Source organism: Pseudomonas sp. S3_C06 (assembly GCF_054667675.1).
In genome coordinates this window covers 5,699,682-5,721,561 of record NZ_CP162747.1, presented here as the reverse complement: position 1 = coordinate 5,721,561, position 21,880 = coordinate 5,699,682, and the positions used below count along the sequence as shown (strand labels likewise).

The following is a 21,880-nucleotide window of genomic DNA, read 5'->3' as shown; positions in this document are numbered from 1 at the left end:
AAGAGTGCATTTTCCTCAGGTTGTGTCCGCGTATGACAGGCGAAATGAACATCCTCCCGCTCCCGCCCACTACCCCGGCGACCGTTCGCCCGCAGGTCGGTGAGCTGCTCAAGCTGCTGACCCCGGTCGAAGGCCTGATCGGCGCCGGGCAAAGCGCCAAGGCCGAGGTGTTGTCGCTCAAGCAGGCGGATCAGACCTTTCAGTTATTGCTCAAGGTCACCGTCGACGGCGGACGCCAGACCACCGTGCAGGCGACCAGCAATCTGCCGCTGCCCCAAGGCACCAGCCTGGCGATCACCCAGCCATCGGCGGGCAACCTGGCGATTACCGTGCAGCAAGCCATTGCCAGCAGCGTCGCCGCCCTCACCCGCATCGACACCGCACAATTGCCGGTCGGTACGCTGCTGCAAGGCAAGGTGCTGACCTCGCAGGCGCTGCCGCAGACGCCGGGGCAAGCCGCGGTATTCCGCTCGCTGGTCACTCTGCTCAATACCGCGCAGAGCGGCAGCACACTGACCATCGACAGCCCGCAGCCGCTGCGCATTGGCACTTTGCTTTCGGCGTTGGTGGAAGATTCACAAACTCTCAAGTTTCTGCCCATGAGCAGCCGCCAGGAACAACTGGCCGTCAGTCAGCAATTGGTCGGCCAGCAAAGTCGCCAGGCTTCGCTCAGCGGTCTGTTGAACGCATTACAGAATCTGCCGCCAGCCGATGACTCGACCTCGGCAGATCTGCGTGCGGCGGTCGAAAAACTGCTCGCCAGCCTCCCGGACGTGCAACAACTGAGCACCGCCAAAGGCGTGGCGCTGGCGCTGGCCAACAGCGGCGCGTTCCTCGAAGCCAAACTGTTGACCGGCCAGAACCCGACGCTGGCTCCGGACATGAAAGCCGATTTGCTCAAGCTGATCGCACAACTGACCCCGGGCCTGCCGAGCAACACCAGTTTCAACGCGATCATCGCCGCCAACACCCTGGCGCAAGCGCTGCCGAGTTTCGTCCGCAACGCCCTCGGCATGCTCGGCCAGGTCAGCGCCAAACCGGTACCGAGCAGCTTCCCGCTGCCCGAGCGTTTGCTGCAAAGCCTGGACGGCGAAGGTGATCTGGAACAGTTGTTGCGCCTCGCCGCCGCAGCGGTTTCGCGCCTGCAAAGCCACCAACTGTCGAGCCTGGAACAGACCGGCGTTACCGACGACGGGCGTCTGCTCAGCACCTGGCAGTTGGAGATCCCCATGCGCAACCTGCAGGACATCGTGCCGTTGCAGGTCAAGTTCCAGCGTGAAGAAGCGCCGGAGCGAGAGCCGCAACCAAACGAACGCCGCGACGAGCGCGAGCCCAAGCAACAGCTGTGGCGCGTCGATCTGGCGTTCGACATGGAGCCGCTCGGGCCGATGCAGATTCAGGCGCAACTGATCGCCGGCAGCCTGTCCAGCCAACTGTGGGCCGAACGGCCGTACACCGCCGATCTGATCGGCAACAACCTGTTCGCCCTGCGTCAGCGCCTACTCGATCGCGGGCTCAACGTTGGCGACATCGACTGCCACCTCGGCACCCCGCCGCAAGGCAACCAAACCCGTCTCGAACACCGCTGGGTCGACGAAACCGCATGAACGATTCCACTGCCCCACGCCAGGCCATCGCCCTCAAATACGACGGCAACCACGCCCCGACCCTCACCGCCAAAGGTGATGAGGAACTGGCCGAAGAAATCCTGCGCATTGCTCGCGATTGCGAAGTGCCAATCTATGAGAACGCCGAATTGGTGCGCTTGTTGGCGCGCATGGAATTGGGCGACAGCATTCCAGAGGAGCTGTATCGCACCATCGCCGAGATCATCGCGTTTGCGTGGAATCTGAAGGGCAAATTCCCCGAGGGGCAGGACCCGAATGCGCCGATGGTCGAGAAAGACATCACCGATCGCGGGGATGATTATTAAGCCCTGAAAGCAAAAGATCGCAGCCTTCGGCAGCTCCTACAGGAACATGCATTCCAATGTAGGAGCTGCCGAAGGCTGCGATCTTTTGATCTTGCTTCTAGTTCTTGTGCAACTTGCGCATCAACTCCGCCTCAGCCTGGGTCAACCCGCAGGACTGAGTCAGTTCATCAACGCTCGCACCCATGCCCACCAGTTTCGCCGCTTGGGCGAACGACAGGCTCGATGGATCGCGCTGTTCCAGCTGAACGATCTTGTCCGGCAAAGGGCTGACTACCGCACGCAACTCGTGCAGCGCCTCGCCCATGCGCACATTACCGTTCTGGTAATCGTCGACGCGCTTGGCCAGGTCCTTGATGCGCTGATCACGCAGCGCATCGCCCTGAGCCTGTTGCGCAGCAATGACTTTTTGCGCCTTGATGTACGACACAAACATTGCCAGCGTGCCTGCCCAGAAGAGGAACAGGACAATGACCGCAACCTCGAGAATCAATCAGATATTCTCCAGGTCCGACCATTCTTCTTCGCTCATCATCTTGTCCAGCTCGACCAGGATCAGCAACTCGTTGTTCTTGTTGCACACGCCCTGGATGAACTTGGCAGACTCTTCGTTGCCGACGTTCGGCGCCGTCTCGATTTCCGACTGACGCAGGTAAACCACTTCGGCCACGCTGTCGACCATGATACCGACGACTTGCTTGTCGGCTTCGATGATGACGATACGGGTGTTGTCGCTGATCTCGCCGCTGTTCAGGCCGAAGCGCTGACGGGTGTCGATCACGGTAACCACGTTACCGCGCAGGTTGATGATGCCCAGCACGTAGCTTGGCGCGCCCGGCACCGGAGCGATCTCGGTGTAGCGCAGCACTTCCTGAACGCGCATCACGTTGATGCCGTAGGTTTCGTTATCCAGTTTGAAGGTAACCCATTGCAGGATCGGATCTTCAGAACCTTTTGCATTCGTCGCCTGACTACTCATACCCTGACCCCTCGAAAAAACCGCTCTGGGCGGTGTGTGTTCTGTGTGGCGGCATTCAACAATGCCGTCGCCTGATTGTTATGTCGGCTGCTATGTCGGTTTATGTAGCGGCTTGTGGCCGCTCAGGTGCTTTGCCCCACCGCTGGCGATCAACTCGGCCAGTGCGGAAACGTCAAGCAATGCACACATGTGCTCAATCACGGTGCCGGCGAGCCATGGCCGCTGACCCCGGTGACTTCTCCATTTGATTTCATTCGGGTCCAGACGCAACGAGCGGCTGACCTGATGCACCGCCAGCCCCCACTCGTAACCTTGTACCGAAATCACGTACTGCAAGCCCTGACGGAAGTCATCACGATAGCGGTCCGGCATGACCCAGCGCGCGGTATCCAACACTTTCAGATTGCCGGCCTGACTCGGCAGGATCCCGAGGAACCATTCCGGCTGACCGAACAGCGGCGTCAGCTCGTGGCCGGCCAGCGAATAGATCGAGCCGAGGCACACCAGCGGCACCGCGAGGGTCAGGCCGGCGACGTCGAACAGCAGGCATTCGAAGGCTTCAGAGGCCCAGGCCGGGCGACCATCGGTTTCCACTGGTGGCGGCGTGTTGTTCGGCGGCAGATGCACTTCCACCAGCGGCGGCACCAGCGTCTGCTCGACGGGTGCGGGTGCAACCGGAGCAGGTGCTGGAGCCGGTTCGACCACTTCCGGTTCCGGCGCGGTTTTCAGCAATTGGGTTTGCAGCAGCGGTGCCAGTGTCGACACCGATGCGCGAACCGGCTCGGCTTCTTCGATCAATGCAATCGGTGCTTTGGTCACCGCTGCGGCGGCAGGCGCGGCAACCGGCGCAGCAGGCCGGGCAGCCTTCTGCGCATCACGTGCCTGCTCTTCCAGTACCGCAGCCTGGAACTCGTCCAGCGCCTCGCTGCTTTCCACAACTTCAGGCTGCGCCTCAATGACCGACGACAGCTCCTCAGGAATTTCCTGCAGCAAATTATCCAGATAAGACTGCAGCGCCAATTGCGGACGCGATGTGAGCTTGACTGGGCGGTTCATCGGTCAACAGCGCCGGACAGGGAAACCGCGTCGCCTGCTTCGCGAGCAGGCTCGCTCCCACAGGATTTGTGCAAGTCAGGCAGGCGTGATCGGGACAGGTTCATCTCAAGCCACCTGCGGAACAAGTTGTTGCGCCAACAGGTGCTTGAGCAGCGCGCGATACGCCAGCACGCCACGGCTCTTGCCGTCGAATTGCGAAGGCGTGACACCGGCCCGGCTGGCGTCGCGCAGACGGGTATCGACCGGGATATAACCCTGCCAGATCTCGTCGGGAAATTTGTCACGCAGCACGCGCAAGGTATGCATCGAGGCCTGAGTACGGCGATCAAACAGGGTCGGCACGATGCTGAACGGCAGCGCCTGTTTGCGCGAGCGGTTGATCATCGCCAGGGTGTTGACCATGCGCTCCAGACCTTTGACGGCCAGGTGTTCGGTCTGCACCGGGATCACCAGTTGCTGGCTCGCCGCGAGGGCGTTGACCATCAGCACACCGAGCAACGGCGGGCTGTCGATCACCGCGTAATCGAAATCCTGCCACAGCTGCGCCAGACTCTTGGCGATCACCAGACCCAAACCACTCTGCCCCGGCGACTGACGCTCAAGGGTCGCCAACGCGGTGCTCGATGGCAGCAGGGAAATGCGTTCGTCGCTGGTCGACAACAGTAACTGCCCCGGCAGGCCTTGCGGTACGCTGCCCTTGTGCAGAAACAGGTCGTAGTTGCTGTGTTCCAGGCTGTCGGGGTCGTAGCCGAAATAGCTGGTCATCGAGCCGTGCGGGTCGAGATCGACCACAACCACGCGCTTGCCCGCCTCGGCCAGCAACCCGGCTAAAGCGATGGAAGATGTGGTTTTACCGACACCACCCTTTTGATTGGCGACTGCCCAGACTCTCATTCAGTTCGTTCCTCCCGGCCGATATGCTCGACCGAGACATAGCTCAGCGTGTTAATGCGGGTGACGGAGAATTGACGGCACTCTCGCGTCCCGGCGTCTTGACCGGGGTCGGTGCAGTTTGTGTGCCAGCACGCTTCAACGCAGCGTCCGGTTGCGCGTTAGCGGTTCCAGTGCCCGTCAGGCTGCGGCGCACATCGAGGTTTCGCGAGACCACCAGAACCACCCGGCGGTTTTTCCCCCGGCCTTCAGCGGTAGCGTTGTTGGCCACCGGTTGAAACTCGCCGTAACCCACCGATGCCAATCGGCCAGGGTTCACACCCTGCATGGCCAGCATGCGCACGATGCTCGCCGAACGCGCCGAAGACAGTTCCCAGTTGGTCGGGTACTGTGCAGTGCGGATCGGTTGATCGTCGGTGAAACCCTCGACGTGAATCGGGTTATCGAACGGTTTCAGAATCGCCGCCACCTTGTCGATGATGTTGAAGGCGATGTCGCTCGGCATGGCATCGCCACTGCCGAACAGCAGGCTGGAGTTGAGTTCGATCTCGACCCACAACTCGTTGCCGCGCACGGTCATCTGGTTGGAGCTGATCAAGTCGCCGAATGCGGCACTGATGTCATCGGCGATGCTTTTCAACGGATCGCTGGCGCCGGCGATACCGGCATCGATCTGCTCGGCGTCCTTGACCAGCGGCTTGGCCGGGGTCACGGTTTTCGGCCGTTCGTCGCCGATCTGGATCGGTTTGAGCGCGCGGTCGGAGTCTTTGAAGACACCGACCAGCGCTTCGGAAATTTCCTTGTACTTGCCTTCGTTGATCGACGAAATCGAGTACATCACCACGAAGAACGCGAACAACAGCGTGATGAAATCCGCGTAGGACACGAGCCAGCGCTCGTGATTGACGTGTTCTTCCTGATGCCTGCGACGAGCCATGAGGTTATTCCCTTAGTCCATGAAGCCTTGCAGCTTCAACTCAATGGAGCGAGGGTTTTCACCTTCGGCGATCGACAGGATCCCTTCCAACAACATTTCGCGATAACGCGACTGCCGCAACGCGATTGACTTCAGCTTGGCGGCGATTGGCAGCAACACCAGGTTGGCACTGGCCACGCCGTAAATGGTCGCAACGAAAGCCACGGCGATGCCGCTGCCCAGTTGCGTCGGATCGGCGAGGTTGCCCATCACGTGGATCAGGCCCATCACCGCACCGATGATGCCGATGGTCGGCGCGTAGCCGCCCATGCTTTCAAAGACTTTCGCTGCTTCGATATCGCGGGCTTCCTGGGTGTAGAAATCCACCTCGAGGATGCTGCGGATCGCTTCCGGCTCGGCGCCGTCGACCAGCAGTTGCAGGCCTTTGCGCGAGTAGTTGTCGGGTTCGGCATCGGCCACGCCTTCCAGACCAAGCAAGCCTTCCTTGCGCGCGGTGAGGCTCCAGTTGACGACGCGATCGATGCCACCGGCCAGATCGACCCGTGGCGGAAACAGAATCCAGGCGAGGATCTGCATGGCGCGTTTGAACGCGCTCATCGGCGATTGCAGCAGTGCGGCACCGATGGTGCCGCCCAGTACGATCAATGCCGCCGGGCCGTTGGCCAGCGCACCGAGGTGACCACCCTCAAGGTAGTTACCACCGATGATGGCGACGAACGCCATGATGATCCCGATAAGGCTTAAAACATCCATCAGATACACGCCTCGACAATGTGCTTGCCGATGTCGTCGAGGCTATACACCGCGTCGGCGAGGTCGGCTTTGACGATGGCCATCGGCATGCCGTAGATCACGCAGCTGGCTTCGTCCTGCGCCCACACCGCGCTGCCGCCCTGCTTGAGCAGACGCGCGCCTTCACGGCCGTCGGCGCCCATACCGGTCAGTACGACCGCCAGAACTTTGTCGCCGTAGGATTTCGCCGCCGAACCGAAGGTGATGTCCACGCACGGCTTGTAGTTCAGACGCTCGTCGCCCGGGAGGATTTTCACCGCGCCACGGCCATCGATCATCATTTGCTTGCCACCCGGAGCGAGCAACGCCAGGCCCGGACGCAGGATGTCGCCATCCTCGGCTTCCTTGACGCTGATGCGGCACAGCTTGTCGAGACGTTCGGCGAAGGCCTTGGTGAATGCCGCCGGCATGTGCTGGATCAGCACGATCGGCGCCGGGAAATTCGCCGGCAACTGAGTCAGCACGCGTTGCAGGGCCACCGGGCCGCCCGTCGAAGTACCGATGGCAACCAGTTTGTAAGCTTTGCGTTTCGGCGCGGGCGACGAAGCGCTGGCGGCCGGGGCGCGAGTCGGTGCCGGCGCTGGAGCCGGACGTGCCGGCACGCTGGTGCTGTGACTGCTGCTGTGGCTGCCGAAACTCGACGGCGCCGGAGCAGGCGTGGGTGCTGGGGCAGCAACGGGAGCCGGTGCGCTGTAAGCACTGAAACGACGATTACTGCGCGAGATGCTATGGACCTTCTCGCACAGCAATTGCTTGACCTTCTCCGGGTTACGCGAGATGTCTTCGAAATTCTTCGGCAGGAAATCCACCGCGCCGGCGTCCAGCGCGTCCAGCGTTACCCGGGCGCCTTCATGGGTCAGCGAGGAGAACATCAACACCGGGGTCGGGCAGCGCTGCATGATGTGCCGCACTGCCGTGATGCCATCCATCATCGGCATCTCGTAGTCCATGGTGATCACGTCCGGCTTGAGTGCCAGCGCCTGATCGATCGCCTCTTTACCGTTGGTTGCAGTGCCGACCACCTGAATGCTCGGATCCGCAGATAGAATTTCCGAGACGCGGCGGCGGAAAAAACCCGAATCGTCCACCACCAGGACTTTGACTGCCATAAACACTCCATTAGGTGCGGCGGGACGTTGTCGCCCCGCCGCCCCGGATTCAAATACGCCGTGCGGCGTAACGCTTGAGCATGCTTGGAACATCGAGAATCAGCGCGATGCGGCCGTCACCGGTGATGGTGGCGCCGGACATGCCCGGAGTGCCCTGCAGCATTTTGCCCAATGGCTTGATGACCACTTCCTCCTGGCCGACCAGTTGATCGACGACGAAGCCGATCCGCTGGGTGCCCACCGAAAGGATCACCACGTGGCCTTCACGCTGCTCTTCGTGAGCGGCGGAGCTGACCAGCCAGCGCTTGAGGTAGAACAACGGCAGCGCCTTGTCCCGCACGATCACCACTTCCTGGCCGTCGACGACGTTGGTGGTCGACAGGTCGAGGTGGAAGATTTCGTTGACGTTGACCAACGGGAACGCAAACGCCTGATTGCCGAGCATGACCATCAGGGTTGGCATGATCGCGAGGGTCAGCGGCACCTTGATGACGATCTTCGAGCCTTGGCCCTTGGTCGAGTAGATGTTGATCGAACCGTTGAGCTGGGAAATCTTGGTCTTCACCACGTCCATGCCGACACCGCGGCCGGAGACGTCGGAGATCTCGGTCTTGGTCGAGAAACCCGGTGCGAAAATCAGGTTGTAGCACTCGGTATCGCTGAGGCGATCGGCCGCGTCCTTGTCCATCACGCCGCGTTTTACCGCGATGGCGCGCAGGACATTCGGGTCCATGCCTTTGCCGTCATCGGAAATCGACAGCAGGATATGGTCGCCCTCTTGCTCGGCCGCCAGTACCACGCGACCGCCACGGGCCTTGCCCGACGCTTCGCGTTCTTCCGGCGACTCGATGCCGTGGTCGACGGCGTTGCGCACCAAGTGGACCAGCGGGTCGGCCAGGGCCTCGACAAGGTTTTTGTCGAGGTCGGTTTCTTCACCCACCAGTTCCAGGTTGATCTCTTTCTTCAGCTGACGCGCCAGATCTCGAACCAGACGCGGGAAGCGCCCGAAGACCTTCTTGATCGGCTGCATCCGCGTCTTCATGACGGCGGTCTGCAAGTCAGCCGTGACCACGTCGAGGTTCGACACGGCCTTTTGCATGGCTTCATCGCCACTGTTCAGGCCCAGGCGCACCAGACGGTTACGCACCAGCACCAGCTCGCCGACCATGTTCATGATTTCGTCGAGACGTGCCGTGTCGACGCGCACGGTGGTTTCGGCTTCGCTCGCCGGTTTTTCCGGTGGCGGTGTCGCCGGCGCACGGGCCGGAGCCGGTGCAGCAGCGGCAGCCGGTTTTGGCGCTTCGGCTTTTGGCTCAGGCTTGGCGGCAGGCTTGGGCGCTGCAGCAGCGGCCGGTGCCTTGGCAGCCGGTGTGGCGACGGTCGAAGCACTGCCAGCAGCGGCTGTGCCGACTTCGGTGAACTTGCCTTTGCCGTGCAATTCGTCGAGCAGCGATTCGAACTCGTGATCGCTGATCAGATCACTGCCGGCAGCGGCGGCCGCTGGAGCAGCCGGCGCCGGTGCCGAAGCAATCGCCGACTCCAGCGCATCCACGGCAAAATTGCCCTTGCCATGCAACTGATCGAGCAAAGCTTCGAATTCGTCGTCGGTGATGTCAGAGCTGTCGCCCTTGGCCGGAGCCGCAGGGGCTGCCGCCGCTGGCGCAACCGCGTCCACCGCGAACTGGCCCTTGCCGTGCAGTTGATCGAGCAACGACTCGAACTCGGCATCGGTGATTTCATCGCTCGCGGCTTCAGCGGCCGTTTGCGCAGGCGCAGCAGCGGCCGGGGCTTCAGCTTCAGCCTTGACGGCGTTCAGCGAGTCCAGCAGTTGCTCAAATTCGTTATCGGTGATGTCGCCCGACGAGTCGCCTTCGACGACCAGTTCTTCGATCATCTCGGCCACCGGCGAAGCCGGGGCTGCGTCCGTCGATTGCGGTTCGGCCAGACGCGCCAGGGCGGCCAGCAGTTCCGGGGTGGCGGCGGTGATCGGAGCACGCTCACGAACCTCAGTGAACATGCTGTTCACCGCGTCCAGTGCTTCGAGGACAACGTCCATCAGTTCTGCATCAACGCGACGCTCACCCTTGCGCAGGATGTCGAACACGTTTTCGGCGATGTGACAGCACTCCACCAGCTCATTGAGCTGAAGGAAGCCGGCGCCCCCTTTTACAGTGTGGAAACCGCGAAAAATTGCGTTGAGCAGATCTGCGTCATCCGGACGGCTTTCCAGCTCGACCAGTTGTTCGGACAGTTGCTCAAGAATCTCGCCGGCCTCAACCAGGAAATCCTGAAGGATCTCTTCATCGGCGCCGAAGCTCATTAATGGGGTGCTCCTACAGGTCTAAAAACCCAAAAAACCTAAAATTCCAAAACACTAGAATCCAAGGCTGGATAACAAATCGTCCACATCGTCCTGACCGGACACAACGTCTTCTCGTTTATCGGCATGAATCTGCGGACCTTCACCCTGCGAGAGATGTTTTTGTGGATCTTTTTCTGCAAGCATCGCGGCGCGGTCATGTTCGATGCCCGCAAAGCGGTCGACCTGACTGGCCATGAGCACGAGTTTGAGCAAATTGCTTTCGACTTCGGTGACCAGTTGGGTCACACGCTTGATCACCTGACCGGTGAGGTCCTGGTAATCCTGGGCCAGCAGGATGTCGTTGAGATTGCTCGACACCGCACGGTTGTCCGTGCTGCTGCGTGACAGAAAACCGTCGACCCGGCGCGCCAGTTCACGGAACTCTTCAGCCCCGACCTCGCGACGCATGAAGCGACCCCAATCGGCGCTCAAGGTCTGCGCTTCATCAGCCAGACTGTTGACCACCGGCGTGGCGCTTTCCACCAGATCCATGGTGCGGTTGGCCGCGGCTTCCGTCAGCTTGACCACATAGCCCAGGCGTTCGGTGGCGTCGGTGATTTGCGACACTTCCTCGGCCTGCGGCATGTTCGGGTCGATCTGGAAGTTGACGATCGCACTGTGCAGTTCACGTGTGAGCTTGCCCACTTCCTGATACAGGCCACGGTCACGGGTCTGATTGAGCTCATGGATCAGTTGCACAGCGTCGCCGAACCTGCCTTTTTCAAGGCTCTCGACCAGTTCGACCGCGTGTTTTTTCAGGGTCGACTCGAAATCGCCCTGTGAAGATTCGTTATGCTCCATAGCTCCCCCGCGCGTTCATCAGCCGATGCGTTCGAAAATCTTCTCGATTTTGTCTTTCAACGCCTGAGCCGTGAAAGGTTTGACTACATAGCCGTTTACACCGGCCTGAGCGGCTTCAATGATCTGCTCGCGCTTGGCTTCAGCCGTCACCATCAACACCGGCAAGTGCTTGAGTTTTTCATCGGCACGCACGTGACGCAGCAGGTCGATACCGGTCATGCCCGGCATGTTCCAGTCCGTTACCAGAAAGTCGATGCTGCCGCTGTTGAGCACCGGAATGGCAGTGACGCCATCGTCAGCCTCGACGGTGTTGGTGAACCCAAGATCACGCAGCAGGTTCTTGATGATCCGCCGCATCGTTGAGAAGTCATCAACGATGAGGATTTTCATGTCTTTGTTCAATTCGACCTCCAAGCAGTCTTAAACGCGCCCAGCACCTGGACGCGCCACTTCAATCAATCGGCGCAGCACTCGAAGACTGTCTGGAGCACAACAGAGCAAGACCGGTGCCGTTCACCACCGCACCAGCCTCGTTCGCAGTGTCCCCACACTGCCTTCAGCGCGCTCGCCACTCCCCCAAACGCCCCCGCAAACGGGCCGCGCACTGGCTGTGTAACTGGCTGACCCGCGATTCACTGACGCCAAGGACTTCACCGATCTCCTTGAGGTTCAGCTCTTCGTCGTAGTACAGCGCCAACACCAGTCGCTCACGCTCCGGCAAATTGGCAATCGCGTCCGCCAACGCAGCCTGGAAACGTTCATCTTCCAGATCGCGTGACGGCTCAAGATGAGCACTCGCGCCATCCTCGTGCAGCCCTTCGTGTTCGCCGTCCTGCAGCAGGTCGTCGAAACTGAACAGGCGGCTGCCCAAGGTGTCATTCAAAATCCCGTAGTAATCGTCGAGACTCAATTGGAGTTCGGCCGCAACCTCGTGATCTTTAGCATCACGGCCGGTTTTAGCTTCAATTGAGCGAATTGCGTCGCTGACCATACGGGTATTGCGGTGAACCGAGCGTGGCGCCCAGTCCCCTTTGCGCACTTCGTCGAGCATCGCGCCGCGGATTCGAATGCCCGCGTACGTTTCGAAACTGGCGCCTTTGCTGGCGTCATATTTGGTCGAGACTTCGAGCAGGCCGATCATCCCGGCCTGGATCAGGTCTTCGACCTGCACACTCGCCGGCAAGCGTGCCAGCAAGTGGTAGGCAATGCGTTTGACCAGTGGCGCGTAACGCTCGATCAGTTCGTACTGCGCGTCACGTGCCGACTTCTTGTAGTAGTTCATACCGCTTGCGGTCATAGCACGGGCCCTGCCGTTTGCTGCACGAGGCGCTCGACGAAAAACTCAAGGTGGCCACGCGGATTGGCGGGCAGCGGCCAAGTGTCGACCTTCTGCGCGATCGCCTTGAACGCCAGTGCGCACTTGGAACGCGGGAAGGCTTCGTACACCGCACGCTGCTTCTGCACCGCTTTACGCACGCTTTCGTCGTAAGGCACGGCGCCGACGTATTGTAGGGCCACGTCAAGGAAGCGATCCGTGACCTTGGTCAACTTGGCGAACAGGTTGCGCCCTTCCTGCGGGCTCTGCGCCATGTTGGCGAGGACGCGGAAGCGGTTCATGCCGTAATCGCGGTTGAGCAATTTGATCAGCGCGTAGGCGTCGGTGATCGAGGTCGGCTCGTCGCAGACCACCAGCAACACTTCCTGCGCTGCGCGTACGAAACTGACTACCGAGTCACCAATACCCGCAGCGGTGTCGATCACCAGTACGTCGAGATTGTCGCCGATGTCGCTGAACGCCTGAATCAGACCGGCATGTTGCGCCGGGCTCAGGTGCACCATGCTCTGCGTGCCGGACGCGGCCGGGACGATGCGAATGCCACCGGGGCCTTGCAACAGCACGTCGCGCAATTCGCAGCGGCCTTCGATCACGTCGGCCAATGTGCGTTTAGGGGTCAGACCCAACAAAACGTCGACGTTCGCCAGTCCCAGATCGGCGTCCAGCAGCATGACCCGACGGCCAAGCTCTGCCAGCGCCAGAGACAAGTTCACTGACACGTTAGTCTTGCCGACGCCACCTTTGCCGCCGGTCACCGCGATCACCTGTACGGGATGCATGCTGCCCATGTTATTTCTTTACCTTGTCTTGCATAGACGGAGGCCACATTACTGGCTGCGCGTTCACAACCGGAACAATGCATGGCAGACCATCGATGTAGGTACAAAAACTGTTCATGAATACCTCAGCCTACCTGCTTGGTCGGGCTGTGATAGATATCAGCGAACATGTCAGCCATGGCTTCTTCGCTGGGTTCTTCCTGCATTTGCACGCTGACGGCGCGGCTGACCAATTGATGACGGCGCGGCAGATGCAAATCATCCGGAATCCGTGGGCCATCGGTCAGGTACGCGACCGGCAATTCATGACTGATCGCCAGGCTCAACACTTCGCCAAGGCTGGCCGTTTCATCCAGTTTAGTCAGGATGCAGCCGGCAAGCCCGCAACGCTTGTAACTGTGATAAGCGGCGGTTAGAACCTGTTTCTGGCTGGTGGTTGCCAAGACCAGATAATTTTTTGAACGGATGCCACGCCCGGCCAGACTTTCGAGCTGCATGCGCAGGGCCGGATCACTGGCTTGCAGGCCGGCAGTATCGATCAATACCACGCGTTTGCGCAGCAGTGGATCCAGCGCTTGCACCAGCGATTGGCCCGGATCGACGTGAGTCACCGGCACATTGAGAATGCGGCCCAGCGTCTTCAGCTGTTCCTGCGCACCGATGCGGAAGCTGTCCATGCTCACCAGCGCGACATTCTGCGCGCCGTATTTCAGCACATAACGCGCGGCCAGCTTGGCCAGCGTGGTGGTCTTGCCCATGCCGGCCGGGCCGACCATGGCAATCACACCGCCCTCTTCCAGCGGCTCGACTTCCGGTACGGCAATCATCCGCGCCAGGTGCGCAAGCAGCATGCGCCAGGCCTGACGCGGCTCCTCGATATCAGTGATCATCGCCAGCAGATCGCGCGACAACGGGCCGGACAGACCGATACGTTGCAGACGGCGATACAGGTTGGCTTGCGCCGGACGGCTGCCTTGCAGCTGATTCCAGGCCAGGGTGCCGAGCTGAACTTCCATCAGCTCGCGCAGGCTGTTCAATTCAAAGCGCATCGAATCCAGTGCACGCGGATCAACGCCGCCGGAAGACTGCGCAGGCGCCGGGGCCGGACGCGCCGGTGCGGCGTAGGTCGGCTCGCTCAGCGGTTCAGCGGCAGTCAGCGGCAGGCCGGCCGTCAATGGCAGCCCGGCGAAGATCTGGCGATTGCTGTTGCCGTCGGCTTCGCCACGCAGGCTCAGTTCGGCCTGGGCGGTGACGATGCGCGACTGAGTCTTGCGCAGCTCGTCTTCGAGTTCCATGTTCGGAACCCGTGGCGCCAGCGCCGACAATTTGTAATCCAGTGCCGCCGTCAGCTCGACACCGCCAGCAATGCGGCGGTTGCCAATGATGGCGGCATCAGCGCCCAGCTCATCACGAACCAGCTTCATGGCCTGACGCATATCGGCGGCAAAGAAACGCTTAACTTGCATAAACCACTACCTCAGCCGTTGGGCCCTACTGTCGCAACGATGGTCACTTGCTTGTTGTCCGGTATTTCCTGGTAGGCCAGCACATGCAGCCCAGGGACTGCGAGGCGGCCAAAGCGCGAGAGCATCGCGCGGATCGGGCCAGCGACCAAAAGGATCACCGGCTGACCTTGCATTTCCTGACGCTGCGCCGCTTCGATGAGCGAACGCTGCAGCTTCTCGGCCATGCTTGGCTCCAGCAGAACGCCCTCTTCCGAGCCTTGTCCTGCCTTCTGCAGACTATTGAGCAATATTTGTTCCAACCTTGGTTCCAAGGTGATCACAGGCAGCTCCGACTCAGTGCCTACAATGCTTTGGACGATGGCGCGCGATACGCCGACCCGCACAGCAGCCACCAGCGCGGCGGTATCTTGACTCTTCGCGGCGTTGTTGGCGATGGCTTCGGCAATGCTGCGGATATCGCGCACCGGTACGTGTTCAGCGAGCAGCGCTTGCAGCACTTTGAGCAACTGCGACAACGTGACCACGCCCGGCACCAGCTCTTCTGCCAGTTTCGGCGAGCTTTTGGCCAGCAATTGCATGAGTTGCTGCACTTCTTCGTGGCCGATCAGCTCACTGGAGTGCTTGTACAGAATCTGGTTCAAGTGCGTCGCAACCACGGTGCTGGCGTCGACCACGGTGTAACCGAGCGATTGTGCCTGGGCACGCTGGCTGATTTCGATCCACACCGCTTCCAGGCCGAAAGCCGGATCTTTGGCGTTGATACCGTTGAGCGTGCCGTAGACCTGACCCGGGTTGATCGCCAGTTCACGATCCGGATAGATCTCGGCTTCGGCGAGGATCACCCCCATCAGGGTCAGGCGATAGGCGCTTGGCGCCAGATCGAGGTTGTCGCGGATGTGCACGGTCGGCATGAGGAAGCCCAGATCCTGCGAGAGTTTCTTGCGCACACCCTTGATCCGCGCCAGCAACTGCCCGCCCTGGTTGCGATCCACCAGCGGGATCAGGCGATAACCGACTTCCAGACCGATCATGTCGATTGGCGTCACGTCGTCCCAGCCCAGCTCCTTGGTTTCCATGGCGCGAGCCGGCGACGGCAGCAGTTCCTGCTGGCGCTTGACCTCTTCCAGCGCTACGACCTTGGCCACGTTCTGCTTCTTCCAGAACAGGTACGCGCCGCCCGCAGCCAGCGCGGCCATGGTCAGGAACGAGAAGTGCGGCATGCCCGGCACCAGGCCCATGACCGCCATCAGACCGGCCGCCACTGCCAGCGCTTTCGGCGAGGCGAACATCTGGCGATTGATCTGTTTGCCCATGTCTTCCGAACCGGAAGCACGGGTCACCATGATCGCTGCCGCTGTCGATAACAACAGTGATGGCAATTGCGCCACTAAACCGTCACCGATGGTCAGCAAGGCGTAAACCTTGCCCGCATCGCCGAAGCTCATGTTGTGCTGGAAGATACCGACGGCCATGCCGCCGATGAGGTTGATGAACAGAATCAGCAGGCCAGCGATGGCGTCACCACGGACGAACTTACTGGCACCGTCCATCGAACCGTAGAACTCGGCCTCTTGGGCGACTTCCTGACGGCGTGCCTTGGCCTGGTTCTGGTCGATCAGACCGGCGTTGAGGTCGGCGTCGATCGCCATTTGTTTGCCGGGCATCGCATCGAGGGTGAAACGCGCACTCACCTCGGAAATCCGCCCGGCACCTTTGGTCACCACGACGAAGTTGATGATCATCAGGATCGCGAAGACCACGATACCGACCACGTAGTTACCGCCGATCACCACCTCACCGAAGGCCTGAATCACCTTACCGGCAGCGGCGTGGCCGTCCTGACCGTGGAGCATCACCACCCGCGTCGAGGCCACGTTCAACGCCAGCCGCAATAACGTCGCGACCAGCAGAATCGTCGGGAACACGGCGAAATCCAGCGGCCGCAGCGCATACACGCAGACCAGCAGGACGACGATCGACAGCGCGATGTTGAAGGTGAAAAACACGTCGAGCAGGAACGGCGGAATCGGCAACATCATCATTGCCAACATAACCAGCAGCAACAACGGCACGCCCAGATTGCCTCGACTGAGGTCGGCAACATTCGTGCGAGCAGTGTTGAATAACTGAGAGCGATCCACCGGTTTTCCCCGTTCCTTTAAAGCAAACTTTTGACGCCCAGAGCGGGCTCACGGCGGGTACTGCAAGAAGCTTTCCAACTTTTGCCTGGAATTTAAACAGAGGGGTTTTGACCGTGGATTTTCTGCTGACCGGGATGCCCCCTTCGCGAGCAGGCTCGCTCCCACAGGGGAAATGCATTCCAAATATTGGAGTGGAATGCAATCCAAATGTGGGAGCGAGCCTGCTCGCGAAGGGGCCAGTGAAGTCAGCACAAAGTGCCTATTAAACTCTGGTGTTTAAAAGACACTTCAGGACACGCCTTCAAGGCTACAAATCCTTGCGCCATTGCCTACAGCCAAGCCAGAATCCGCCGGCTTGTGCGCCTTGGGGTCGGGTTCTATTGTGAATCGGTCGCTGACGAATCAGCGATCGGGTCTCGCAGCCCGTCGATCTCTGGACGCACAACATCCGCTTTGCTTATGGCGGCTGTACGTGGGAGACCTTCGGGTCTGCCGGTTCTAGAGTCCCGGTCTGCGACCCGCGTATAGCTGCCACCCTCATTCGTCTCGCAGCGAACGTCGGCAGCTCCAATGACTCTAGGAGCTTCACCATGATCAAACCAACATCCAATCCACCCGAATCCGACCCCACCTCCCCCTACGAATCCCTCGATTCAAAAAACTCCACGAAGCCGCCGACCGCGCCCTCGATCACTACCTCTGCCCACCCGGCTCGACCCCACCGCCACGTAAAACCCGCCGGATGTACGCCGTTACCGCGGATTTCAAAAATGAGGAACTGCTAGCCGATGCCAGCGAAACCCTCGCCTCAGCCAGAACCATCGCCCATGACTTTGCCCATCTGATACCGGCGTCGCAGCGCAGGACGCTGCTGGGGATTGCGCAACTAATCATGCTGGGTGAGCTGGCGGTGAATCGGGTGATGGATAATCTCGAGTTGCCGGGCTAAACAGGGCAGACCACGCTTTCCGCTTTTGCGATCTTTGGCTTTTCAGTCTCGCGCCAATGACCACTCGTCGCCACCTGTCAGATCTGACAGGTGCGCAATCTCGCTTTTAGCCGTTCAATCACTCCGTCACCTTCCCGACCGGAGTCGTTGCCATGGCCAGCCCCAACAAACCCCTGCTACTCGCGGAACTCGGCATCCCGGGTCGCAGCAAGGACCCGGTGTCGAAGGATCCCGATATCTGGGGCATCAACATCGCCGCGGCGCTGGGCAACTTTCCGCTGCATGGCCTGCAGTGCCAGGCGGGGCCGTGGGGGAATATGGCGAGCGGCGACAGGTTGACGATCTTTTGGGGCACCGGGCTGGACGCGGGGGGCAAGACCGTCCTCAAGGATGAGGTCGGCACGCAATTGCGCATGTTCGTGCCTTCCCGGCACATGGTCGATGGTCAGTTCGCGGTGTCCTATGTCGTCAAGCCGTTGGGCGGCACGGATCAACCGTCTGAAGTCATGCAGGTGCTGGTCAAGCTGACGCGCCCGGGCGGCCATGACGAAAACGGTGACGGCGGGCATTCCAAGCTGATCATGATCATTCCCCAAGACATTCTTGACGGTGGCATCGACAAGGAGATTGCGGAAAAAGGCGTGAAGATCAGCATTGGCAAGGCCGACGGCACACCCCCCTATCCCTACGCCGCAGCCGGCGATATTTGTCGCGTGAGTTGGGGCGGGATCTTCGTGCTCAGTGAGCCGCTGACTCAGGAACAGGCCGAAGGCAAGGCCCCGATCATCGTGAAAATCGAAGAAAAAGACATCACCGACGCCGGTGATGCAGAGTTTCCCGGCGTAGCCGTGGTGTTCGAGGTGTACGACAAGGTCTTCAACCGTTCCGAGGACTGGAGTCCCGAACAGCGAGTGGTGGTGGCCGTTGATGCGACCCGGCTGATCGCGCCGTTGCTCAAGGAAACGGTAAACAACGTGCTGGATGTCGACCAACTGGGCGACGCTGACGGCACCGTGCAAATTATCGCCACAGACACGACCAACTTCAAAATCGGTGACATCCCGTTCATCAAGATCAAGGGCACGCCGGTCGAAGGTGCGCCGATTGATCTGGAAGTAGAAGGCGCGGCGTTGACCAGCGTGCCGAGCATTATTGAAATCAAGGCCCCCAACGCCGTGCTGCGCCAGTTGGCCAAGTCGCAGATCACTTTGTCATACCGTCTGAAAAAAGCCGACGGTTCCAAAGATCTGAAATCGAAAAGCCAATTCATCCGCGCCATCGGCGAAGTCCAGCGGCTGGCCGCGCCAATCATGCTGGACGAGGACTCCGGGGCGCTGGACCCGACACTGGCCCAGGTGCGTCTCGAGATCCCCTTCGACAAATCCTTTGCCGAAGGACAGGTTCTCCAGCCAATCATGCTGGGCACCACCCCCGGTCTGAAGCCGTACCTGCCTGTTCTGCCGGCGCGCCTCATCACACGCAACGACATCATCGCGGAGGCACCGCTGGCGTACAGCATCGACGGCAAACACCTGGCCCCGGTCAACGGTGGCACGGCGGAGTTCTACTACCAGCAACTGATCGCCGACGCAGTGCTCGCCACACTGAACCCGTTCGAGGCTACCCGCGCCATTCGCGAGTCGATCCACACCGACATCCTGCAAGTCGGCGAACCGCGCCTGGAACTGCCTGAACCGGTGGTGGCTGGCGTGGTCGACGGGGTTCTGCCAGCCGACACCGCCGGCACAACCCTGACCGTGCCGTACACCGAAACGGTCAAAGGCGATGAAGTCTTCATGTTCTGGATCGGCTCGATCACCGACGAATACCCCGATTCGATCAAGCTGAACGAATTCACCGCAGGTAAGCAAGTACCGTTCACCATCCCGGCCGAGGTGATCAAAGGCAATGAAGGCGGGACGGTGATCGCCAGGTACGAGATCAAACGTGCGGATGGGCGGACGAGTTATGCCGAGCCGTTGGAGTTCAGTGTCGGGGTGGCGCTGGAAAACCCCTTGCCATTGCCACAGATGCCGGAAGCCACAGGCAATGGTGCCAGCGTGACCCTGGCGCCACTCGACGCCCAAGCGGGTGCCCGCGTGGTCGTGGCCTACACCGGCATGAATGAAAAACACAATATCAAACTGACCATGGCGGGCACGCCCGGCGTCGGCTCACCGGACATCCCGGCCAAACAAGGCGTTGCCAGCGGCAGCGTCGAGTTCCTGATTCCCGCCACAGCCATCGCAGCCAACATCGGCAATGAAACCAAAACCTTCACACTCAGCTACGAAGTCACGGCAGGCCAGACAACTCCATCTTTGCCTTTGACCGTCAGCGTCACGCCGCTGCCTGCGACAGAGCTGGACAAAATCAGCATTGAACAAGCCGATGGCACGGTGCTGGATCTGACGAAGGTGACGTTGGGCGCAACGATTCTCGCTGGCGTCTGGGCGTTTATAGCCGCCAATCATCGGGTAGGACTGAACCTCAAAGGTACGAAGAATAACGGCGATGCCTTCCATCACGTGGTATGGCCGTGGCCGTCTTCCTACGTTAATCAAAACTGGTTCAACAGCGGTCAATACACACATACGCTGGCGTACAACGCCATCAAGGACCTGGCGGATGGCAGTCGGCTGGAATTGCATTTCAAAGCGGCGTTGACGTTGAGTCGTGAGGAGGCTGAGGCGATTGATGCGCCGGTGAAGGTTTATACGATCAGGGCCATCGAAGATGTGACGCCGAGCATCACTTTGGTCACTGGATCGCCCAGCGGTGATGAAGTTATCGAGGGCGCAATCATCGTCGAAACGGCCGTGACCTTGACCGGTAGTGCCGCCAAAGGCCAGAAAGTCAGCGTGCTTGACGGCACAACGTCCAAAGGTGAACCGACCGCCGATTCAGCAACCGGGATCTGGACATTGGCCGTCACCGGCCTGAGCGTCGCGCCGCACAGTTTTACCGCCAGGGCGTTATACGGTTCGGGGGCCTCCTCGGCTGCCAGAACGTTGATCGTCACGGCCGTAGTTGTGCCAACGCTGAGCAATGTATGGGACGCCAGCAATGTGGAAGTGCTGGAAGGCACAACGACGGTCAGTACCGAGCTGACACTTAAAGGAACCGCGAGCCTGGGTCAGCAGATCAATATCCGTGACGGCACCGGTTCCGGCTCGGCCACAAGGGGAACCGCGACCGCCAACGGAACGACAGGTATCTGGGAACTTCCGATTACCGTGCCACTCGGCGCGCGGCGGCTGTACGCCGAGGCCTGTTATCCGAGTAATCCGTTGTATTCGAATGTGCGTAATTTGACGGTGACAGAAGATATTGTCCCGACCATTGACTCTGTTATAGGCACAATCAGCGGCAATGAAATTCCGCAGAATGGCACCACGGTAGAAACCGCCGTAACGCTGTCCGGGGTCGCTGCCAAGGGTCAGCAAATCGAAGTATTCGACGGTACAACCTCGAAAGGTAAATCGATTGCCGATCTCGTAACGGGCATATGGGAACTTCCGGTTACAGGCCTGAGCGAGGCCGCACACAGCTTCAAGGCCAAGGCGTTGTATGGCACAGGTGCCGAGTCGGCGGTCAGGTCGCTGACCGTGACTGCGGCCATCGCCCCTATATTTGAAGACTTTACAAATATAGGGACTAAAGAATTGCGAGTAGGCGAATCCTACGATTTAGGTTCTATGATGATCATCAATATGAGGGGTGACAACGTATACCCAAATGGTAGAACTTGCGGAGTAGCTTACGACCTACAAAATAAGAACAAAGCCCTAGTCACTTCGGACATAACAAGAATAGATTTAAAAAATTATAGAGCAAACAGCATCAACTTCGTACTCATAGATAATCAAACACCGAACAACGAAATCACCCTTTACAATGAGAAAGGCACAGTACAAACTTTCTACGCCCAACTAGGGAACTTCAAGCTACCGGAAGAGCAATGGTTTACTTATTTTATTATATCTACTCAGTTCGTAAGCCCTACCAAATACAGGGACACCATTTGGCTTGACAATATCCGGATTGAGCCATTCAAAAATTAAAACAACTTACTCCCCTTAATAGGAGGGCCTTAAAGGGGAAAAAGGGACGCATTTATTTACGTCCCAGATCTTCGCCCGACTTTTCGCCTTTTAAACTGGAGTGTTTAAAAGACACCTCCAGACACGCCTTCGAGGCTACAAATTCTTGAGCACAAAGGGGACGGATTTATTTAACCAGTGATTTAAACAGCGGGGCTTGACCGAGATTTTTTTGCTGACCTGGATGGCCCCTTCGCGAGCAGGCTCACTCCTACAGGAAAACTCATTCCAAATGTGGGAGTGAGCTTG

General features: G+C 59.7%; 17 protein-coding genes and 1 pseudogene. 4 read left to right on the top strand and 14 right to left on the bottom strand.

Features of this window, described 5'->3' with window-relative positions; all coding sequences use genetic code 11:
* Positions 1 to 32: 32 nt before the first annotated feature.
* Both fliK and AB4N44_RS25445 read left to right on the top strand, forming a co-directional pair.
* Positions 33 to 1,607 (top strand): flagellar hook-length control protein FliK, encoded by a 1,575-nt coding sequence (gene fliK, locus AB4N44_RS25450; RefSeq protein WP_127926330.1) that lies wholly within the window; start codon positions 33 to 35, stop codon positions 1,605 to 1,607.
* Complete coding sequence (locus AB4N44_RS25445) at positions 1,604 to 1,933, top strand: EscU/YscU/HrcU family type III secretion system export apparatus switch protein (protein ID WP_150774407.1); 330 nt, start codon at positions 1,604 to 1,606, stop codon at positions 1,931 to 1,933. The genes fliK and AB4N44_RS25445 overlap by 4 nt, the downstream gene beginning before the upstream one ends.
* 97 nt (positions 1,934 to 2,030) lie before the next feature.
* Here AB4N44_RS25445 and AB4N44_RS25440 read toward each other — a convergent pair whose 3' ends face one another.
* The 14 genes from AB4N44_RS25440 to flhA form a co-directional block, all read right to left on the bottom strand.
* Positions 2,031 to 2,423 carry a DUF2802 domain-containing protein gene (locus AB4N44_RS25440; RefSeq protein ID WP_008083419.1) on the bottom strand — a complete coding sequence of 131 codons (393 nt, stop codon included), beginning with the start codon at positions 2,421 to 2,423 and terminating at the stop codon, positions 2,031 to 2,033.
* Positions 2,424 to 2,909, bottom strand: a complete 486-nt coding sequence (locus AB4N44_RS25435; protein ID WP_007919980.1) for a chemotaxis protein CheW — start codon at positions 2,907 to 2,909, stop codon at positions 2,424 to 2,426. It abuts the gene before it with no gap.
* Positions 2,910 to 2,999: 90 nt separating this feature from the next.
* Positions 3,000 to 3,965: a CheW domain-containing protein gene (locus AB4N44_RS25430; RefSeq protein WP_460111533.1), complete on the bottom strand. Its 966-nt coding sequence runs from the start codon at positions 3,963 to 3,965 to the stop codon at positions 3,000 to 3,002.
* Between the two features lie 105 nt (positions 3,966 to 4,070).
* On the bottom strand, positions 4,071 to 4,859 hold the full coding sequence (locus tag AB4N44_RS25425; protein WP_008077691.1) for a ParA family protein: 789 nt from the start codon (positions 4,857 to 4,859) through the stop codon (positions 4,071 to 4,073).
* A gap of 43 nt (positions 4,860 to 4,902) precedes the next feature.
* Positions 4,903 to 5,793 (bottom strand): flagellar motor protein MotD, encoded by an 891-nt coding sequence (gene motD / locus AB4N44_RS25420; protein ID WP_064390875.1) that lies wholly within the window; start codon positions 5,791 to 5,793, stop codon positions 4,903 to 4,905.
* A gap of 12 nt (positions 5,794 to 5,805) precedes the next feature.
* Entirely contained in the window at positions 5,806 to 6,546 is a 741-nt protein-coding gene (locus AB4N44_RS25415; protein WP_016987476.1) for a flagellar motor protein, read from the bottom strand.
* On the bottom strand, positions 6,546 to 7,694 hold the full coding sequence (locus AB4N44_RS25410) for a protein-glutamate methylesterase/protein-glutamine glutaminase (protein WP_127926328.1): 1,149 nt from the start codon (positions 7,692 to 7,694) through the stop codon (positions 6,546 to 6,548). The genes AB4N44_RS25415 and AB4N44_RS25410 overlap by 1 nt, the downstream gene beginning before the upstream one ends.
* A 49-nt stretch (positions 7,695 to 7,743) precedes the next feature.
* Positions 7,744 to 10,014, bottom strand: a complete 2,271-nt coding sequence (locus tag AB4N44_RS25405) for a chemotaxis protein CheA (RefSeq protein WP_460111535.1) — start codon at positions 10,012 to 10,014, stop codon at positions 7,744 to 7,746.
* A gap of 54 nt (positions 10,015 to 10,068) precedes the next feature.
* Positions 10,069 to 10,857, bottom strand: a complete 789-nt coding sequence (locus AB4N44_RS25400; RefSeq protein WP_007920000.1) for a protein phosphatase CheZ — start codon at positions 10,855 to 10,857, stop codon at positions 10,069 to 10,071.
* Between the two features lie 18 nt (positions 10,858 to 10,875).
* Positions 10,876 to 11,247 carry a chemotaxis response regulator CheY gene (locus AB4N44_RS25395; RefSeq protein WP_161986607.1) on the bottom strand — a complete coding sequence of 124 codons (372 nt, stop codon included), beginning with the start codon at positions 11,245 to 11,247 and terminating at the stop codon, positions 10,876 to 10,878.
* 166 nt (positions 11,248 to 11,413) lie between these two features.
* A complete protein-coding gene (gene fliA, locus AB4N44_RS25390) occupies positions 11,414 to 12,154 on the bottom strand; it encodes an RNA polymerase sigma factor FliA (protein WP_007920004.1) in 741 nt (246 codons plus the stop codon).
* Entirely contained in the window at positions 12,151 to 12,981 is an 831-nt protein-coding gene (fleN, locus tag AB4N44_RS25385; RefSeq protein ID WP_003222917.1) for a flagellar synthesis regulator FleN, read from the bottom strand. The genes fliA and fleN overlap by 4 nt, the downstream gene beginning before the upstream one ends.
* Before the next feature lie 116 nt (positions 12,982 to 13,097).
* The gene (flhF, locus tag AB4N44_RS25380) at positions 13,098 to 14,438 is read right to left on the bottom strand and encodes a flagellar biosynthesis protein FlhF (protein WP_008077677.1); all 1,341 of its coding nucleotides are present in this window, start codon (positions 14,436 to 14,438) and stop codon (positions 13,098 to 13,100) included.
* Between the two features lie 11 nt (positions 14,439 to 14,449).
* Positions 14,450 to 16,579 (bottom strand): flagellar biosynthesis protein FlhA, encoded by a 2,130-nt coding sequence (gene flhA / locus AB4N44_RS25375; protein WP_127926326.1) that lies wholly within the window; start codon positions 16,577 to 16,579, stop codon positions 14,450 to 14,452.
* 590 nt (positions 16,580 to 17,169) lie between these two features.
* Between flhA and AB4N44_RS25370 the strand changes: the two are divergent.
* Both AB4N44_RS25370 and AB4N44_RS25365 read left to right on the top strand, forming a co-directional pair.
* Positions 17,170 to 17,528: pseudogene (locus AB4N44_RS25370) on the top strand (DUF6124 family protein).
* A 152-nt stretch (positions 17,529 to 17,680) separates the two neighbouring features.
* Positions 17,681 to 21,592, top strand: a complete 3,912-nt coding sequence (locus AB4N44_RS25365) for a hypothetical protein (RefSeq protein ID WP_460158135.1) — start codon at positions 17,681 to 17,683, stop codon at positions 21,590 to 21,592.
* Positions 21,593 to 21,880: the final 288 nt, after the last annotated feature.

Bases quoted from the DNA above. Each gene is read 5' to 3' on its own strand.
- AB4N44_RS25425 (WP_008077691.1), bottom strand. From the start codon at position 4,859: ATGAGAGTCTGGGCAGTCGCCAATCAAAAGGGTGGTGTCGGTAAAACC.
- AB4N44_RS25415 (WP_016987476.1), bottom strand. From the start codon at position 6,546: ATGGATGTTTTAAGCCTTATCGGGATCATCATGGCGTTCGTCGCCATC.
- AB4N44_RS25395 (WP_161986607.1), bottom strand. From the start codon at position 11,247: ATGAAAATCCTCATCGTTGATGACTTCTCAACGATGCGGCGGATCATC.
- AB4N44_RS25400 (WP_007920000.1), bottom strand. From the start codon at position 10,857: ATGGAGCATAACGAATCTTCACAGGGCGATTTCGAGTCGACCCTGAAA.
- AB4N44_RS25410 (WP_127926328.1), bottom strand. From the start codon at position 7,694: ATGGCAGTCAAAGTCCTGGTGGTGGACGATTCGGGTTTTTTCCGCCGC.
- fliA (WP_007920004.1), bottom strand. From the start codon at position 12,154: ATGACCGCAAGCGGTATGAACTACTACAAGAAGTCGGCACGTGACGCG.
- AB4N44_RS25365 (WP_460158135.1), top strand. From the start codon at position 17,681: ATGGCCAGCCCCAACAAACCCCTGCTACTCGCGGAACTCGGCATCCCG.
- motD (WP_064390875.1), bottom strand. From the start codon at position 5,793: ATGGCTCGTCGCAGGCATCAGGAAGAACACGTCAATCACGAGCGCTGG.
- AB4N44_RS25445 (WP_150774407.1), top strand. From the start codon at position 1,604: ATGAACGATTCCACTGCCCCACGCCAGGCCATCGCCCTCAAATACGAC.
- AB4N44_RS25435 (WP_007919980.1), bottom strand. From the start codon at position 2,909: ATGAGTAGTCAGGCGACGAATGCAAAAGGTTCTGAAGATCCGATCCTG.
- flhF (WP_008077677.1), bottom strand. From the start codon at position 14,438: ATGCAAGTTAAGCGTTTCTTTGCCGCCGATATGCGTCAGGCCATGAAG.
- AB4N44_RS25405 (WP_460111535.1), bottom strand. From the start codon at position 10,014: ATGAGCTTCGGCGCCGATGAAGAGATCCTTCAGGATTTCCTGGTTGAG.
- fliK (WP_127926330.1), top strand. From the start codon at position 33: ATGACAGGCGAAATGAACATCCTCCCGCTCCCGCCCACTACCCCGGCG.
- AB4N44_RS25430 (WP_460111533.1), bottom strand. From the start codon at position 3,965: ATGAACCGCCCAGTCAAGCTCACATCGCGTCCGCAATTGGCGCTGCAG.
- fleN (WP_003222917.1), bottom strand. From the start codon at position 12,981: ATGGGCAGCATGCATCCCGTACAGGTGATCGCGGTGACCGGCGGCAAA.